Raw genomic sequence first — 15,990 nt, forward strand, 5'->3', positions numbered from 1 at the left:
TGCGATCGTCCAAGACCGTCACCAGGAGGTGAACATCGTGCTTCTTCGAGATGTGGTGGAGGCGCCGGGGCTGGGAATCGGTGTACTGCACGGCGACGCGGAGGCCCTGAGCCGTCCCGTGCTGCGCGCGTGCACCACCGACATGCCCGACCCCACGCGCTACGTCAGCGCAGGCTCGCTCGTGTTCACCGGCCTGGTGTGGCGACGCTCCGTCGAGGACTCCGACCTGTTCGTCAAACGGCTCGTCCGAGCGGGGGTGACGGCGATGGCCGCCGGCGAGGCCCTGCACGGCCGGGTACCCGACGACGTGATCGAGGCGTGTGCACGACATCGCATGCCGCTGCTGGTCGTGCCCGACGAGGTGCCGTTCAGCCGGGTCATCGAATACATGACCGGGCATATGGCCGGAGCCCGGATGGATCGTCTGCAGACGGGACTGGCACGGCAGCGGCAATGGCTCGCCGCCGTCGCCGACGGTCGGAGTGTGGGGGAGCTGCTCGACGGACTCGCGCAGCAGCTCGGGGTGGAATCGGCGCTGATCACCTCCACAGGCGTGACGGTCGCAGGAGGTGCTGAGCTCGACGACGCCGAACTCGACCGGATCACCGCAGCAGCGTTGACCGCCGACCGCTTTCCACTGCGGCTCGACGGTGACTTCACCGTCCTGCCGGTGGGACGCGGACTGACGGACCGGATCGACGCGTGGTTCCTGGTGATCCGGCACGACGAGAGCGGACCGGAGTGCGTCGAGGCGTTCTCCGAACTCGCCGCGGTGGTCGCTCTCGATCGGATCCGGCGCGACGAACGGCGCCGGGTGGCATGGGAGATCACCGACCGGACCCCGACCGTGCGCGCTGCGGACTCGCGGGTCGCGGTGGTGGCCGAAGCCGAGGGCCGGATCTCGCCGGACGTCCTACGCGGTCTCGTCGAGGACGTCCTGGACGGAGCGGTCACGTCGATCGACGCGGCGAACAGGGTGGTCGCCCCGGCGATCGGCAGCGACGTCGACGTGGCACGGCTGTTGAGCCGACGCCTCGGGCGTCTCGCGCCGGCGTTGCGCGGCGACCGGATGTTCGTCGGTGTCGGCGGGCAGAGTTCCGACGACGACCCGGCCGGCGCGGTCCGCGCGGCGGCATCGGCATGCGCTGCAGCACACAACGATCCGGGTCCGGTGTCGGTGCGACGTGCCGAACTCGATTCGGCGCTCGACCTGTTGTCGACCCTGCCCGACGAACTGCGTCGCGCCTACGCCGACCGGCTGCTCGGGGACGTCGTCGAACACGACCGACGCACCGACGCGGGTCTGCTCGCGACCCTCGAGGCATTCCTCGACTGCGACGGATCGTGGCGGCGCGCGGCCGATCGACTGCACGTGCACCTGAACACGGTCCGCTACCGCATCGGGCGAGTCGAAGCGCTCACCGGGCGTTCCCTCGCGCGCACCGGTGACCGCTTCGATCTGTATCTCGCGCTGCGTTCGTTGGAACCCGCTCTCGCGTGAGCGGTATCCGTTGTCGTGCCGCGTGAGTGGTCACATGGCGCCGGTGTAGGGCTCCCAGGAGATGCCGGCATCGGGGGCGTCCTCGCGCAGCACGCTCGCCTGGATCAGTCCGTAGGGCCGGTCGTCGGCGTGGAAGACCTCACCGGCGTTCTCGACTCCGAAACGTGCCAGGTCGTAGAGGAAGTGGTGCTTGTTCGGTGCGGACAGGCGGATCTCGGCGATCGATGGGTACCGCTCGAGCACGGCGCGGCCCATCTCGTACAGGCTCTGTTGCAGGGCCTTCGAATGCAGGTTCGCGAACACCTCGAGGAGGGTGGCGCGCACGCCCGCGTAGACGGTGTCCCAGTCGACGTCGGTCGATGCGAACCGCCAGCGCGCCTGGAGGCTCGTCGCCATGATGCGATCCTCCGCCGGTTCGAGAACCGTGTACGGGTCGGTGAGGAAGCCCTGGAACTCCGAGCCGGTGGACTTGAGGACGACGAGATCCTTCAGGCCGCCGACCACCCATTCGCGTCGGTCGGTCCCGGTGCCCTCGACGGTGATCGCGGCGGTGCGGACCTCGGATCCCTTGCGCGTCCAGGTGTGGTCGTGCTCGGCGCCGTCGACGACGACCCGCTCCCAGGCGTACTCCTCGATCTCGATGCGCGCCGAGCGGACGGGTTCGACGTCGTCGACGAAATGCCGCGCGAGCGCGAGGCCGTACTCCTCGACGAACTCGACGCCCTTCTCCTTGGCGTAGGAGTAGATGGTCTGCTTCTGGCTGTCGGTGGGCAGCACCGTGCCCTGATCTCCCTCGAGATGTGCGGCGTCGAAATCGCCGTGCAGGCAGGACGAGACGTTCAGGTCGCGGATCTCGTGCCGGTCGGTGTCGCGCACGATGCGCACCACCCGATTCTCGGCCTTGCCGTAGCGGTGCGGTCCGAGGACGATCTTGCCGGTCAGTTCGGTCATGGTGGTCAGCTCCCGCGGTAGGTGGAATACGAATAGGGCGACAGGAGGAGCGGCACGTGGAAGTGGCTGCTGCCCTCCGGGATACGGAAGGTGACGGTCACCTCCGGATAGAAGGACGCGACTCCGCGGCGCGAGAACCAGTCACCGGTGGCGAAGGTCAGGTGGTAGGTGCCCTCGGGCAATGGATCGGTGAAACCGGTGAGACGACCGTCGTCGTCGGTGACACCGGCGCCCAACGAGGTTCCGTGCGTATCGGTGAGGGCGACGCGCAACCCCACCGCGGGGGCACCGGCCGTCGCGTCGAGCACGTGGGTACTCAGGGTGTTCATGCGCGGCTCCCTGCGGTCTCGATGACGATCCGCTCGAGGCGGAGTCGGGTGATCTCGGCGAGCGCCGCACGCATCTCGGCTTTCTCGCTCTCCGGGTCGTTGTCGAGGCGACGCTCGAGGATCTCCAGCAGTTCCGGGGCCGTGCGGCCGGCGGCGCGGACGAGGTAGACGTGCCCGAACCGTTCCTCGTATTCACGGTTGCCGGCGGCGAGCCGGTCGAGGATGTCGGCGTCGGCCGTGGCGACGGCGGACTGCTCGCGACGGGAAGCAGCGTGTTCGCTGCGTTCGCCGATGCGCGGGTGGCCGGCGAGGGCGTCGGTGAGGTCGTCACCGTCGAGGTTCTCGGCCGCGGCAGCGGCGGCGGTGAGCAGCACGGTGCGCGAACCGAACGGGCGCGCTGCGACGACGGAGTGTGCCCATGTCCGGCTCGAACAGCAGTCGAGCAACAGAGCGACGGCCTCGTCCTCGGGCATCGCATCGAACCGGGCCGTTGTGAGCTGCACGGACCCTCCTTTCGTCGGTGCATTCGATACTGTCCGGTGGGCGTGCGGCGGGGGAGGTGCAAGCGCTACAGAGTTCGGTTCGCCGCGGGTGCGCCGGTTGGATGATCGGCCAACGAGGTGGTTGCGTCTTGAACGTTTTTCTGGAATAGTTCCAGTTATTGGATTTATTCCAGAAGAAGTGGGCGACCCGGGTGGGGTCGCAGGGTTGAAGGAGTGATCACATGTTCACCGCCGACCGTCCTCGAGCAGTGACGCTTCCGCCGGTCGTGCTCGGCGGACTGCGACCTCTCTACCGGCAGATGGTCCGCAACAACGTTCCGGCCGCATCGTTCGAGCACACCGCCGGACGGGCCGTCTTCGACGTCTGCCTGATCGCGGGGGAGCACGGTCCGCAGCTGCAGGTCCGCGCCCGCGACTTCGGGATCGACTTCACGCTCGCGATGACCACGCATTTCCGTATCGCGCCCGTGATGAGCGACGACCAGTACCGCGCACTGTGCGCGGTGCTCACACCCGGCGCCGAACCGGCACCAGGCATCGTCCTCGACTTCCTGCAGCAGGTGGTCGTGCAGTCGCCCGCGGTGCTCGCGCGGACGCATACCTGCGCTGCTTGAGTCCGAATTTGCTCGTCCTGTGGACATGAGCACACGCTCCGGCAGCGTGTTTCTGTCCGCACGGTGCGCACATCCACCCGAACGCGAACGGCCCGGCAGAAAATCCTGCCGGGCCGTTCGGGATAGTGCGTCTACAGCGAGTCGGGTCTACAGACCGGGTCGCTTGCCGACCGTGAGCGTGACCTCGCCGGTGTGCGCGAAGAAGTCGTTGCCCTTGTCGTCGACGACGATGAATGCGGGGAAGTCCTCGACCTCGATCTTCCAGACCGCTTCCATGCCGAGCTCTTCGTACTCGACGACCTCGACGTTCTTGATGCAGTCGAGCGCCAGACGCGCGGCCGGACCGCCGATCGAACCTAGGTAGAAGCCGCCGTACGTGTGGCATGCGTCGGTGACCTGCTTGGAGCGATTGCCCTTCGCGAGCATCACCATCGAGCCACCGGCGGCCTGGAACTGGTCGACGTAGGAGTCCATACGACCGGCCGTCGTCGGGCCGAACGAACCCGACGCCAGACCCTCGGGGGTCTTCGCCGGACCGGCGTAGTAGACCGGGTGATCCTTCAGGTACTGCGGCATCTCCTCACCACGGTCGAGGCGCTCCTTGATCTTCGCGTGTGCGATGTCGCGCGCGACGACCAGCGGACCGGTGAGCGACAGGCGCGTCTTGACCGGGTGCTTGGACAGCTCGGCGAGGATCTCCGGCATCGGCCGGGTGAGGTCGATCTTGACCGCGGCACCCTTGCCGGTGCCCGAGACGCCCGACGTCTCGGAGTCGAGCTGGCTGTCGGTGACCTCGGGCAGGAACTGACCGGGGTTGAACTCGAGCTGCTCGAGGAAGACACCCTCGGGCGTGATCTTGGCCTTGGCCTGGCGGTCGGCCGAGCAGGAGACGGCGATCGCGACGGGCAGCGACGCGCCGTGGCGCGGCAGGCGGACGACGCGGACGTCGTGGCAGAAGTACTTGCCACCGAACTGCGCGCCGATGCCGATCTTCTGGGTGAGCTCGAAGACCTTCTTCTCGAGTTCGAGATCGCGGAAGCCGCGGCCGGTGATGGCACCCTCGGTGGGCAGCTCGTCGAGGTAGTGCGCCGAGGCGTACTTGGCCGTCTTGAGCGCGAACTCGGCGGAGGTGCCGCCGACAACGATCGCGAGGTGGTAGGGCGGGCACGCCGCGGTGCCGAGCGACCGGATCTTGGCCTCGAGGAACTGCATCATCGAGTCCGGGTTCAGGATGGCCTTCGTCTCCTGGTACAGGTACGACTTGTTGGCCGATCCGCCGCCCTTGGCCATGAACAGAAACTTGTAGGCGTTCTCGTGGCCCTTCGCGGTGTCCGCGTACAGCTCGATCTGCGCCGGCAGGTTGTTGCCCGTGTTCTTCTCGTCCCACATCGTCAGCGGGGCGTTCTGCGAGTACCGCAGGTTCAACTTCGTGTACGCGTCGTACACACCGCGCGCGATGGACTCCTCGTCGTCACCCGGGGTGAGCACCTGCTGGCCGCGCTTGCCCATGACGATGGCGGTGCCGGTGTCCTGGCACATGGGCAGCACGCCGCCGGCGGCAATGTTTGCGTTCTTCAGGAGGTCGAGCGCAACGAACTTGTCGTTGTTCGACGCCTCGGGGTCCTCGAGGATGCTCGCCAGCTGCTTCAGGTGATCCGTGCGCAGGTAATGGGAGATGTCGTGCAGCGCGGTCTCGGTGAGCAGGCGCAGGGCCTCGGGTTCCACCTTCAGGAAGGTGCGGCCGTCGGGTCCTTCGACGGTGGACACCCCCTCGGTGGTCAGCAACCGATACTCGGTGGGGTCTTCCCCGATCGGCAGCAGGTCCTCGTAGAGGAAGTCGGCCATTGTTTCTCCTGGAAGAGGGCTGGTGATCGCCGTACACGTTAGCGGCGCCGGCGCAAGGCCTTGACAACGGGGCATGTGACGGACTCGACCTGCAAACTCGATGTGACCTGCGTCTCGCGACTTTCGGCGGCGTGTTTATGTCGCCGACGACCGGAAATCCCGCAAGGGAGTCGAGGCCGGAGTGTTCGCCGTCACGGCGGCCGGCAGGCCCCGATCCGTACACTTGACCGGATGTTCGAGAGTTTCCGGAGGGATCGCACGTGACCGTAGAAATCGAACGGTTGCCCTCGCCCGAGACCGGACGCCTGCCGTCGCTGGCCTGGCTTTCCCGTTTCCACGCCTGGATCGATCTCGCCGTCGTGATCGCGGTGCTCGTCACCACCAACCTGATCGCCCACTTCACCACGGCGTGGGCGTCGATCGCGACCGTGCCGATCGCAGCATGCGTGCTGGTCGCGATGATGCGTCGACGCGGCATGCGCTGGTCGGAACTCGGCCTCTCACCCCGGCACTGGAAGAAGGGGACGCTCTACTCGGTAGCAGCCGTGGCCCTCGTCCTGGCGGTGGTGGCGATCGGCATCGCCCTGCCGTTCACCAGGCAGTTCTTCCTCTCCGAGCGCTACGCCACGATCTCCGGTGCCCTCGTCGCCTCGATGATCATCATCCCGCTCCAGACCGTCATCCCCGAGGAACTCGCCTTCCGCGGGGTGCTCCACGGAACCCTCGAGCGAGTGTGGGGCGCACGCGGGGTCTTCGCCGCGGGATCCCTGCTGTTCGGGCTGTGGCACGTCGCCTCGTCGTTCGGTCTCACGGCGGGTAACGCCGGCCTCAGCGCCTTCCTCGGTGCCGGGCTGCTCGCGCAGATCGCCGGCATCGTCGGCGCGGTGATCGCGACCGCCGCCGCGGGCTTCGTCTTCACGTGGCTGCGTCGTCGCAGCGGCAGCATCCTCGCGCCCATCGCCCTGCACTGGTCGCTCAACGGCGCCGGTGCCCTCGCCGCCGCGCTCGTCTGGCACGCCACACTCAACTGATGGCGCTGGCGGTCTGTCTCCTGTTCGACACCGAGACCGACCGCGCGATCCGGCGCCTGTGGGGCCGGCTCGAGGAGAGCGGCATCCCGACCCTGCTCACCCACACGCACCGCAAGCACGTGCCGCACCTGTCGTACGCGGTACTGCGGACCTACGACCGGGCCGCCGTCGTCTCGGCCCTCGAGGGCGTGCCCGACGGGGGACCGGTCCCGGTCTACATCGACACGCTCGGACTGTTCCGGCGCGGCCGGGCGTCGCTCGTGCCCGCCCCCTCGTCCGAACTCGTGCAGCGACAGGACCGCGTCGTGCGGGTCGTGGAGACGACGGGAGCGGACCTGCACCGCTACTACGTCCCGGGACGCTGGACCCCGCACTGTTCGCTGAGTCCCCGAACCCGGCGTGAGGAACTCGATCGTCTGGGCGCGGTCGTCTACGACGTGCTGCCCATCGAAGCGACACTCGATCGCGCGGTGCTGATCGACACCGCCACCGGCGAGCACACGCCGCTACGGATGATCCCGTGAGGGAAACTCACTCCTCGGGGTTCTCCACCCACGGTCCGTACGGGGGTGGGCCCTCGCTCTGGATCTGCAGGCCGAAGTGCGGACAGTGCTTCCACACGTAGCCGTGCAGGACGTGTTCTTCCGACGTCGCGGTGTTCATCAGTACGAGGTCGCCGCTGGGGCGGTGTTCGAGGGCGAAGCCGGACTCCCGCTGATCGAGAACCCACCATTTCGCAGTGCTCATGTCGGTGTCCTCCGCATGATCCGCTCGGCAGACGCGCACCTCCCACGTTAGCGCGGAAACCGTTCGTGATCGGCCGATTCGGCGATCACGATCCGTTCAGGACCCGGGCCGTCGCCTCGTCGGCGGGATAGAACGCCTCGATCGCCAGTTCCGACACCGTCACGTCGAGCGGGGTCCCGAAGAGGGTGGTCGTGCTGAAGAACGACAACTCGCCGGCCTCGGTCCGCAACCGCATCGGCACGACCAGCGAATGCGGTTCGATCTCCTCCACCGGATCGTCGCAGGGATAACCGGCGAGTTCGTCGTACAGGCGCAGCAGGACAGGGTCGGCGGTCGCACCGATCTGGTGTTGCAGCCGGGCGAGCAGATGACCGCGCCACTGCCCGAGATCGACGATGCGCGGCGCCAGTCCCCGCGGGTGCAGAGTCAGTCGCAGCACGTTGATCGGCGGTTCCAGCAGTTCCGGAGCGCACCCCTCGACGAACACCCCGACGGCGTCGTTGGAATCGACCATCGTCCAGTGCCGGTCGACGACGAGTGCGGGAAAGGGGTGGTGCGACGACAGGATTCGCGTGATCGCGTCGGAGATCGCCGCCATCGGCATATCGCCGAGGTGATGCTCGGGGTAGACAGGCGCATGTCCCGCCGCGACCAGAATGGTGTTGCGTTCGCGCAGCGGGATGTCCAGCCGGTCGCTCAGCTTCAGCACGGTCGCGCGTGACGGGCGGGACCGGCCGGTCTCGACGAAGCTGAGATGCCGCGACGAGATGCCGGCGGTATGGGCCAGGGTGAGCTGGCTCAGGCCGCGGCGCTCGCGCCATGCCCGCAGCAGGGCGCCGGCGTGGGGAGTGTCGACCGTGGTCATGCACCCGACAGTAGAGCCGGCGGGGAACGGTCACCATTACTTCCGGGGTAATCGATTCCGTGCACGACGCGGCGCAGGGTGGTCCCCATGAACGCATACGCAGTGGCTCATCTCCGCAACGTCGACCTCAACGACGACATCGTCCGGTACATCGAGACCATCGACGACACCCTCGCCCCGTACGACGGACGCTTCCTCGTCCACGGCGTCGACCCCGAAGGGATGGAAGGACCCTTCGAGGGGAACCTCGTGATCATCGAATTCCCCGACGTCGACCGTGCCCGGTCCTGGTACGAATCCCCGGAGTACCAGGCGATCCTCCCGCTGCGCACCGAGAACTCCGAGGGATGGGCGGTCGTCGTGCAGGGCACACCGCCCGGCTACCGCGCCACCCACTTCCTCGACAAGGTGTTCGGCGCTCAGCGGTAGTTCAGGACAGGATGCCGGCCGCCCGGGCCGATTCGGCGTAGGCCCGCGCCAGCGACTCCACCGTCTCGTGGGCGTTCAACCCGCTCGGATTGGGCACCACCCACAACGGGACGTCACCGATCGTGTCGTCCTGCCGCCCGGCCTTCGCCTTGCGCCGGCCGAAGGCCGCGCGGTAGGCGGTGATGCCCGCGACCGCCACGGCGCGAGGGCGGAACTCCGCCACCACGTGCGCCAGATGGCGTCCGCCCTCACGCAGTTCCTCGTCGGTGAGCTCGTCGGCGCGGGCCGTCGCACGCGGCGCCAGGTTCGTGATGCCGACACCCCGCTCGAGCAGGTGATCGCGGTCGGCGTCGCTCATACCGGACGACGCGTCGATCGGCCGGTCGACGATGCCGGCACGGAACAGGGCGGGGTAGAAGCGATTTCCGGGCCGCGCGAAGTGGGCTCCCGTCGCCGCGGTCCACAATCCCGGATTGATGCCGACGAACAACAGGCGGCAACCGGGCGCGACGAGATCGGGGATCACCGCATCGCGGAAGGACTCGAGTTCGGCTCGTGTGAAACCCATCCACCCAAACTAGCCGGAGCGACGCTCAGTCCGGCGGGAGCCAGGCTCCGTGCAGGCCGGCCGGGACACGGATCGGCAGACGGACCCGCGCGATCGGCCCCGAGGCCGGGTCGGTCTCGGGGAAGACGAGGAACCAACTCGTCATGTCCGCGCGGTCGGTGGCGATCGCGCCCCAGTAGCCGCCCGAATCACCCGAGAGATAGGCGGGTTCGCCGGGGGAGAGGGTCTCGTGTGCCCAGACTGCTTCGGTCCCGGACGCCACATCGAACCAGAAGAGCGAATCAGCTGCTCCCGCTGGGAGTTTCTGCGACCTGCTGCGCCCGATGGTCGCGACGACGGAGTGGCCGAGGGTCATCGACCGGTCGTCGATGCGGGGGAACTCGATGTCTCGTTCGTGCAGGGTCGTGCGGGTCACCCCGTCGCGACCGATCACGGCGCGTCGCAGGACGGACCGGTTCGGACCTGCCTTCTCGGTCAACGCGCCCGGATACGCCCACTCCACGTAGTCGAGCGCGACGTCGCCGTCGGGCAGGTCGAAGGCGTTGGCGGTGTGCCACATCCAGAACGTGTCGGTCGAGAACCACCGCACCGCGCCGCCGTCGCGGGGGACGAGCGCGACACGCGTTCCGAGATCCGGCTTCCAGTCGAGCGGCGACCCGCCGGAGAAGATCTGCGAGAGATCGAACACGAGCGGGGCCAGGACCAGGACGACATAGGTCGGCGTCAGTGCCATGTCGTGGATCATCAACGGCCGGTCCATGCCGTCGATCGGGGTGGGCGCGCGCGTCACCGTCCCGTCCGGTGCGACCACCGACCAGGTCAGATACGGCGGGTCGAGCATGTAGCAGAAGGCGACCATCTCGCCGGTGTGCGGATCGATCTTCGGGTGCGCCGTCAGCCCGACCGGCAGGGTTCCGTCGAAGGTCTCGCGTCCGAGCGTCTCGAGGTCGGAACCCAAGGTGTACGGTGGCGCCGCTTCGGCCATCGCCATGAGCCGCCCGCCGTGCCGGACGATGTTGATGTCCGGCAGCTCGCGCATGGTGTTCGCCAGGTCGGGCCCGACCTCCTCCTCGGGAGGGAAGTACGGATCGGTGATGCCGGCCCACAGCGCGCGACCGGCCTTCTCCTCCGCGACGACCTGCGGGGTCCGCACGAACCTGTTCGTGTAGCGCGCGGTGCCCCCGGCGATCTGCACGCGGTGGACCATGCCGTCGCCGTCGATCGGGTAGACGTAGTGACCGATCGGGTCGAAGCGCGGATTGGGTCCGTTGCGGAGATAGCTTCCGTGCAGATCTGCGGGCAGTTCCCCGTGGACCTCCAGCTCGCGGACGTCCACTTCCTCGCGTTGAGGCGCGAACAGGCCACTGAGATGCGGATGGTGTGCCAGGTCGACAGGCGCCGGACGTTGCATGACGACTCGCTTCGGTGGAGGCGATTCTTCTGTGGGGCAATCGTAGGACCAGGAAGGGCGATCGGTTCGTGATTCGGCGCGCCCGATCCCACACCCACGGACGGGGACCGTGCATCGGATAGGGTTGTTGCCTACGTGCAGGACTGATAGTGCGGCCGCACGGCCGCGACGTTAGGGGAAGGTGTGCAGCGCCGGAACGCGATCGGAAACTCCGTCCGGAACACCGGAGGTGACGAGGCCACGTTGCCGCCGTACACGGATCTTCTCTGGCCGACCGTGCAGGCGGTGATCGAACTCGGCGGATCCGGTGTCATCGAGGAGATCGATTCCGCCGTGATCTCCCGGACGGGACTGTCCGAGGCCGCACAGGCGGTACTCCACGGTGACGGCCCCGGAACGGAGATCGAATACCGGCTGGCCTGGGCCCGGACTTACCTCAAGGGCATGGGTCTGCTGTCGAATACCCGCCGCGGTGTGTGGAGCGTGACCGACCGTGGCCGCGCCGTGCGCGAGTCGGAGATCAAGCCCATGCAGGTCGCGTACACGGCCGAGAAGCGTCGCAAGCGCATGGTGCGGAACGTCTCGCAGGGTGCCCAGGTCGTGCCGCTCGCAGCCGCCCCCGAGGATCCCGAACTGTGGCGCGAACCCGTCCTCGGTGCCGTCGCCGACCTGTCGGAGGACGGTTTCGAACGGCTCGCCACCGCGGTACTGCGCGCGGCCGGATTCACCACCCTGACGATTCCGGCCCCGGGCGGATCCCACGCTCCCGAGGGCACCGGTCACGTCGAGGGCGCCGGTGTCCTGCGCGTATCGCTGCTGAGCTTCTCGGTGTTCTTCCGTTTCCTGCGGGCACCGGAGAAGGCGGGTGCCGACGTGGTCCGCGAGTTCCGCGCCGCGATGGTCGGGCGGGGCGAGAAGGGTCTGCTCGTCGCCACCGGATCGTTCACCGAGGACGCGCGCGCCGAAGCCCACCGGCACGGCGCCCCGCCGATCGATCTCGTCGACGGCGACGGGTTGTGCGATCTGCTCAAGGAGCACGGTCTCGGTGTCCGTTCCACGGTGCGGACGGTCGAGGACGTCTCCCTGGTGCCGGCCTTCTTCGCCGAACTGTCCGGCCGCTGACCTCGTAGCGCCGTTGCGGATATCGCCTGCCGCGACCTGTCGAATTCTCGGTGTGGCCGGTGGGACGCCTGTGATTGTGATGCAATACGGCGGACGTACAGACGGCAATACGAAGGACAGGTTGCGATGAGCCTTTCGCGGCGGGACATGTTGCGGTACGCGACGCTCGGATCGGGCGTCGCGTTGATCTCTGCGCTCGGCGCACCGGGTCTGGCTCAGGGACGCCCGGTGCTCGGGACCATCATCGACTACTCGGCCGCCGTACCGTCGCCGTCGTCGATCCGCGCCGCCGGCCATATCGGCGCCATCCGGTACGTGTCCGATGCACGACCCGATGCCGCCTGGATGCGCGCCAAGCCGCTCACCGGACGGGAAGCGGATGCGCTGCTCGACAGCGGACTCGAAGTGGTCTCGTGCTACCAGTACGGCAAGGCCGCGACCGCCGACTGGCTCGGTGGTTACGAGGCGGGGCTGAAGCACGCCCGGCGCGGCCTCGACCTCCACTACGCGGCCGGTGGCCCGGAGAACCGGCCGATCTACGCCTCGATCGACGACAACCCGACCTTCGAGCAGTTCACGCTCCAGGTCGTGCCGTACCTGCTGGGCTGGCAGGAAGTGGTCGGCGCTGGAAATCTCGGTGTGTATGCCAACTCGCCGACGATCGACTGGGCGTCGGCGGTCTCCCTCGGGTCCTTCTACTGGCAGCACGACTGGGGCACGCCCAAGGGCTACGTGCATCCGCGGGCGAACCTGCACCAGATTCCGGGCGAGGTTCGGATCGACGGCATCGGCGTCGACATCAACCACGTGCTCACGCCCGACTACGGCCAGTGGTCGCTCGCCGGCAGCGCACCGAGTTCCGACCCAGGACTGCCGGGCAGTTAGCGATCCGGTCGGGTGTCGTCGACGGGTCGCACGGAGCGGCCCGGCGGCGGGATGAGGATCGTGAAGACCAGTCCCACCACCGCCGCCCCCGTCGCCACCAGGAAGGTGGCGCGGAACCCTTCGAGTGCGGGCACCACGGAGTCGCCGATGCGCTGGGTCATCACTGCCAGCATCACGCCCACCACCGCTGCGGCACTCGTCGTGCCGATGGACCGCATCAGGGTGTTGAGGCTGTTGGCCGCGGCGGACTCGCGTAGCGGCACGGCACCCATGATGAGTGCGGGCATCGCGGCGTAGGCGAGGCCTATGCCGGCGCCGATGAGCATCGACGCGCCGACGATGTGCCAGACCTCCTGGTACAGCACGTACGCCATCAGGTATCCGAGGCCTACGAGCACCGTGCCGCAACCGAGGGTCACGCGCGCGCCGAACCGCGTCGTGATGCGCGCCGAGACGGGGGACAGCGCCATCATGACGAGCCCCGCGGGGGCGAGCGCGATACCGGCGGTGACCATCGTCTGCCCGAAGCCGTAGCCGGTCTCCGTCGGTGCCATCAGCAGCTGCGGGAACGCCAGGATGTTCGAGTACATCGAGAAGCCGATCGCGACCGACGCGAGATTCGTCATGAGGATCGGTCGGCGGGCCGACAATCGAAGGTCCACGAGCGGACGCGATATCCGCAGTTCGTACAGGCCCCAGCCGACGAACACCACGAGTGCCCCGGCGAGCATCCCGAGGGTGGCCGGGGCGGTCCAACCCCAGTCGTTGCCCTTGGTGACCGGCAGCAGCAACAACACGAGGGCGACGGAGAGCAGCAGCGCCCCGGCGATGTCGAAACGTCCCGGATTGCGGTGCGACGACTCGGGCACGACGAACAGGATCGCGGTGATACCGACGAGGCCGAGGACCAGCGACGCGACGAACAGCATGTGCCAGTCGGTCGCCTGGGCGACGAAGGCCGCGGCCGGTAACCCGATCGCACCGCCCACACCCATCGTGGCGCTGATGGTGGCCATGGCGCCCGGGAGTCGTCGGGAGGGCAGCTCGTCGCGCAGGATCGCGATCCCGAGCGGAATGGCGCCCATCGCGGCGCCCTGCAGCGCCCGCCCGACCACGAGCGGGACGAGGGTCGCCGCGAGCGCGCAGACCGCCGAACCGAGCACCATCAGCGAGAGCGAGGTCAGCAGCATCCGGCGTTTGCCGAACATGTCGCCGAGGCGACCGCTGATCGGGGTGACCACCGCGCCGGCGAGCAGAGTCGCCGTCACGGCCCAGGACGTGTCCTCGGGAGTCGCGCCGACGAGCACCGGCAGTCGGGGGAGGATCGGGACGATCAGGGTCTGCATGAGCGCGACGCTGATACCGACGGTCGCGAGGACCGGCACGATGCCGCGCGGGGCAGGAACCTCCCGGGTGGAGAGCGGTGTCTCAACGGCCATGCGGCTCCTCGGTCCGGGGCCGGGGTGACGCGGCCTACAACGACAATTTGTGCGCAATACGAACGACGCTGCCATCGTGTCTAACACGGCAGGGCCGTCGATCCCTAGTACCCTCCCGCCGTCCGGTCCTGCGTGGCCGTTCGACCGGCGTCCGGTGTCAGGACTGACAGTGCTTGTCGGGCTCGGATTCGTCGACGGTGATCGAGAGCGGCGGATGCTCGTCGGGCGCGGAATGATCGCCGCGCCACGCCAGCAGCGACCAGCGCGACAGGCCGGACAGTGCCGAGCCGAGACTCGCGAACGACAGTGAGGACAACGCCGAACCGAACGACCCGACGGAGCCGATGGACAGAACCGACCCGCAGCCACCGATCGACAGGATCGAGTACGAGGAACCGATCGACAGGATCGACCGCTCCGAGGCGATCGACAGGATCGAGCGGTGAGAGAGGAGTGAGCGGCGGGAATTCACGGACGCGGCGCCGGCCGGGTGCCGCAGACGACGCTGCTTCGACGGGATGCGCGACGCGGTGAAGGCCATGCTCCGGTCTATCACGCCCGGCGTCGACGGGGGAAGACACGAAGGCCGCCGGGAGAAACTCCCGGCGGCCTTCGGTGAGTACGTGAATCAGGGAACGGCGACGAGACCCACGGTGGGCAGGAAGGTGCACGAACGCGGATCGGCGCCCTCGTCCTGCGTGGTGATTCCACCGGAGATCACGGCAAGGACCTGACCCGAACCGGTGTCGGCGATCGCGCTCAGCGTGGTCGGGCCGTCGGGGTTGATCTTCGCGTCGTTGGTGAGCGGTTGCGTGCCCGTGCGTCCGTTGGAGACGTTGACCCAGCTCAGGGTGAGCGGCTGTTGCTGTTCGCCGGCGGCGGGTGCGGTGCCCAGCGCGGTGAAGACGAAGCCGGTCTGGCCTGCGCCCGGTCCGGGAGGGGGAAGGTGCGACGGACCCGCGACCGCGAGGGCGGTGCCCACGGAGTCCTGGCTGTCGCCGATGCAGCCCTTGCCGATAGTCGGGTAGAGGAACTGCGAGATCACCACGGCGCCGGGCTCGGGGATCTCGGGTCCGCCGCCGCCGCTGCCATCGAGGAAGGTGATGACGCGCTGGAGCGTGCTCTTCACCGATTCGGGGAGCTCGGAGTTCGCGAGCAGTTCCTTGGCCTGCGCCAGCAGGTCGTTCTTGCCGTCGGCCGCGTCGGCGACATCGGCGGGGCCCGCGGCCGCACCGATGATCGCGGGCGCGAGGGAAGCCAGGGCCTCGGCCTCTTCGGGGTTCGCCCGGACCCCGGCGAGCAGGTCGGTCAACGACTCTACGGAAAGATCAGCGGGAATCTCGAACTGGGGCAGTTCGATGAGCCCTGCCAGGTCCGGCAGTACGGGTGGCGCCGGTTGCGCGACGGCCTGCGTAGGCACGGCCAATCCCGCAGTGGCGGCGAGTGCGCACAGCGTGAGCGCCCGTCGCATTCCTCGAGTACGAAGCACTGTTCCCCATCCTTGTCGTTGAAGCATCCGGTTGTTCGGGACGAACGACCGGATGCTGACGGCTCGAGGAGACACTCTATGGACCCCCCGCACACGGGACAAGCCTGCCGTTTCGGAACGGCGCGCCCATCGCTGGTTCGGGATTCTAACCACGGGGTGTTCCGTCCCTCGGATCCTGTCGAACATAACGCGTTCGACCTGAGAAGATTGTGACTGTAGATGAAATCGTTACGGGAGTGAACTCCGGTTCGTTTGCATGCC

18 protein-coding genes are annotated in these 15,990 nt (G+C 68.0%); 7 read left to right on the forward strand and 11 right to left on the reverse strand.

The window, feature by feature from the left end; all coding sequences use genetic code 11:
* Positions 1–37: 37 nt before the first annotated feature.
* Positions 38–1,501, forward strand: a complete 1,464-nt coding sequence (locus BO226_RS02680) for a PucR family transcriptional regulator (RefSeq protein WP_232238041.1) — start codon at positions 38–40, stop codon at positions 1,499–1,501.
* A 30-nt stretch (positions 1,502–1,531) separates the two neighbouring features.
* Here the strand turns inward: BO226_RS02680 and pucL are convergent, their stop codons facing one another.
* From pucL to uraD, 3 genes are read right to left on the reverse strand one after another with little or no spacing between them, the layout of a single operon-like run.
* Positions 1,532–2,452, reverse strand: a complete 921-nt coding sequence (pucL, locus tag BO226_RS02685; protein WP_006550604.1) for a factor-independent urate hydroxylase — start codon at positions 2,450–2,452, stop codon at positions 1,532–1,534.
* Between the two features lie 5 nt (positions 2,453–2,457).
* Positions 2,458–2,781, reverse strand: coding sequence for a hydroxyisourate hydrolase (uraH, locus tag BO226_RS02690; protein ID WP_006550603.1), 324 nt, complete (start codon positions 2,779–2,781; stop codon positions 2,458–2,460).
* Positions 2,778–3,284 carry a 2-oxo-4-hydroxy-4-carboxy-5-ureidoimidazoline decarboxylase gene (gene uraD / locus BO226_RS02695; RefSeq protein ID WP_006550602.1) on the reverse strand — a complete coding sequence of 169 codons (507 nt, stop codon included), beginning with the start codon at positions 3,282–3,284 and terminating at the stop codon, positions 2,778–2,780. Before uraD ends, uraH begins: the two co-directional genes overlap by 4 nt.
* Before the next feature lie 221 nt (positions 3,285–3,505).
* Here uraD and BO226_RS02700 point away from each other — a divergent pair, with 221 nt between their 5' ends.
* Complete coding sequence (locus tag BO226_RS02700) at positions 3,506–3,898, forward strand: hypothetical protein (RefSeq protein ID WP_006550601.1); 393 nt, start codon at positions 3,506–3,508, stop codon at positions 3,896–3,898.
* Positions 3,899–4,045: 147 nt separating this feature from the next.
* On the opposite strand, the gene BO226_RS02705 is transcribed toward BO226_RS02700, so the two are convergent.
* On the reverse strand, positions 4,046–5,743 hold the full coding sequence (locus BO226_RS02705; RefSeq protein ID WP_019288028.1) for a fumarate hydratase: 1,698 nt from the start codon (positions 5,741–5,743) through the stop codon (positions 4,046–4,048).
* A 281-nt stretch (positions 5,744–6,024) separates the two neighbouring features.
* On the opposite strand from BO226_RS02705, the gene BO226_RS02710 reads away from it, so the two are divergent.
* Together BO226_RS02710 and BO226_RS02715 are read left to right on the forward strand one after the other, a co-directional pair.
* A complete protein-coding gene (locus tag BO226_RS02710; RefSeq protein ID WP_228045102.1) occupies positions 6,025–6,774 on the forward strand; it encodes a CPBP family intramembrane glutamic endopeptidase in 750 nt (249 codons plus the stop codon).
* Complete coding sequence (locus BO226_RS02715) at positions 6,774–7,298, forward strand: 2'-5' RNA ligase family protein (protein ID WP_039586329.1); 525 nt, start codon at positions 6,774–6,776, stop codon at positions 7,296–7,298. Before BO226_RS02710 ends, BO226_RS02715 begins: the two co-directional genes overlap by 1 nt.
* Before the next feature lie 7 nt (positions 7,299–7,305).
* Here BO226_RS02715 and BO226_RS02720 read toward each other — a convergent pair whose 3' ends face one another.
* Positions 7,306–7,521, reverse strand: coding sequence for a hypothetical protein (locus BO226_RS02720; protein ID WP_026061451.1), 216 nt, complete (start codon positions 7,519–7,521; stop codon positions 7,306–7,308).
* A gap of 85 nt (positions 7,522–7,606) precedes the next feature.
* Positions 7,607–8,386, reverse strand: a complete 780-nt coding sequence (locus BO226_RS02725; RefSeq protein ID WP_006550596.1) for a helix-turn-helix domain-containing protein — start codon at positions 8,384–8,386, stop codon at positions 7,607–7,609.
* An 87-nt stretch (positions 8,387–8,473) separates the two neighbouring features.
* On the opposite strand from BO226_RS02725, the gene BO226_RS02730 reads away from it, so the two are divergent.
* Positions 8,474–8,815 carry a DUF1330 domain-containing protein gene (locus BO226_RS02730; protein ID WP_006550595.1) on the forward strand — a complete coding sequence of 114 codons (342 nt, stop codon included), beginning with the start codon at positions 8,474–8,476 and terminating at the stop codon, positions 8,813–8,815.
* Position 8,816: 1 nt separating this feature from the next.
* Here BO226_RS02730 and mug read toward each other — a convergent pair whose 3' ends face one another.
* Positions 8,817–9,383 (reverse strand): G/U mismatch-specific DNA glycosylase, encoded by a 567-nt coding sequence (gene mug / locus BO226_RS02735; RefSeq protein ID WP_006550594.1) that lies wholly within the window; start codon positions 9,381–9,383, stop codon positions 8,817–8,819.
* A gap of 25 nt (positions 9,384–9,408) precedes the next feature.
* Positions 9,409–10,794, reverse strand: coding sequence for a carotenoid oxygenase family protein (locus BO226_RS02740; RefSeq protein ID WP_064060637.1), 1,386 nt, complete (start codon positions 10,792–10,794; stop codon positions 9,409–9,411).
* A 183-nt stretch (positions 10,795–10,977) separates the two neighbouring features.
* Here BO226_RS02740 and BO226_RS02745 point away from each other — a divergent pair, with 183 nt between their 5' ends.
* Together BO226_RS02745 and BO226_RS02750 are read left to right on the forward strand one after the other, a co-directional pair.
* Positions 10,978–11,916 (forward strand): winged helix-turn-helix domain-containing protein, encoded by a 939-nt coding sequence (locus BO226_RS02745; protein WP_019288036.1) that lies wholly within the window; start codon positions 10,978–10,980, stop codon positions 11,914–11,916.
* A 126-nt stretch (positions 11,917–12,042) separates the two neighbouring features.
* Positions 12,043–12,801 (forward strand): DUF1906 domain-containing protein, encoded by a 759-nt coding sequence (locus BO226_RS02750; protein ID WP_024103415.1) that lies wholly within the window; start codon positions 12,043–12,045, stop codon positions 12,799–12,801.
* On the opposite strand, the gene BO226_RS02755 is transcribed toward BO226_RS02750, so the two are convergent.
* The 3 genes from BO226_RS02755 to BO226_RS02765 form a co-directional block, all read right to left on the reverse strand.
* A complete protein-coding gene (locus tag BO226_RS02755) occupies positions 12,798–14,240 on the reverse strand; it encodes an MFS transporter (protein WP_019288038.1) in 1,443 nt (480 codons plus the stop codon). The two genes, BO226_RS02750 and BO226_RS02755, sit on opposite strands and share 4 nt — an antisense overlap.
* Positions 14,241–14,397: 157 nt before the next feature.
* Positions 14,398–14,781 (reverse strand): hypothetical protein, encoded by a 384-nt coding sequence (locus BO226_RS02760; RefSeq protein WP_006550589.1) that lies wholly within the window; start codon positions 14,779–14,781, stop codon positions 14,398–14,400.
* 87 nt (positions 14,782–14,868) lie between these two features.
* The gene (locus BO226_RS02765) at positions 14,869–15,711 is read right to left on the reverse strand and encodes an Rv1157c family protein (RefSeq protein WP_019288040.1); all 843 of its coding nucleotides are present in this window, start codon (positions 15,709–15,711) and stop codon (positions 14,869–14,871) included.
* Positions 15,712–15,990: the final 279 nt, after the last annotated feature.

The organism is Rhodococcus sp. 2G (assembly GCF_001886355.1).
In the GTDB taxonomy this organism is placed as follows: Bacteria; Actinomycetota; Actinomycetes; order Mycobacteriales; family Mycobacteriaceae; genus Rhodococcus; species Rhodococcus pyridinivorans.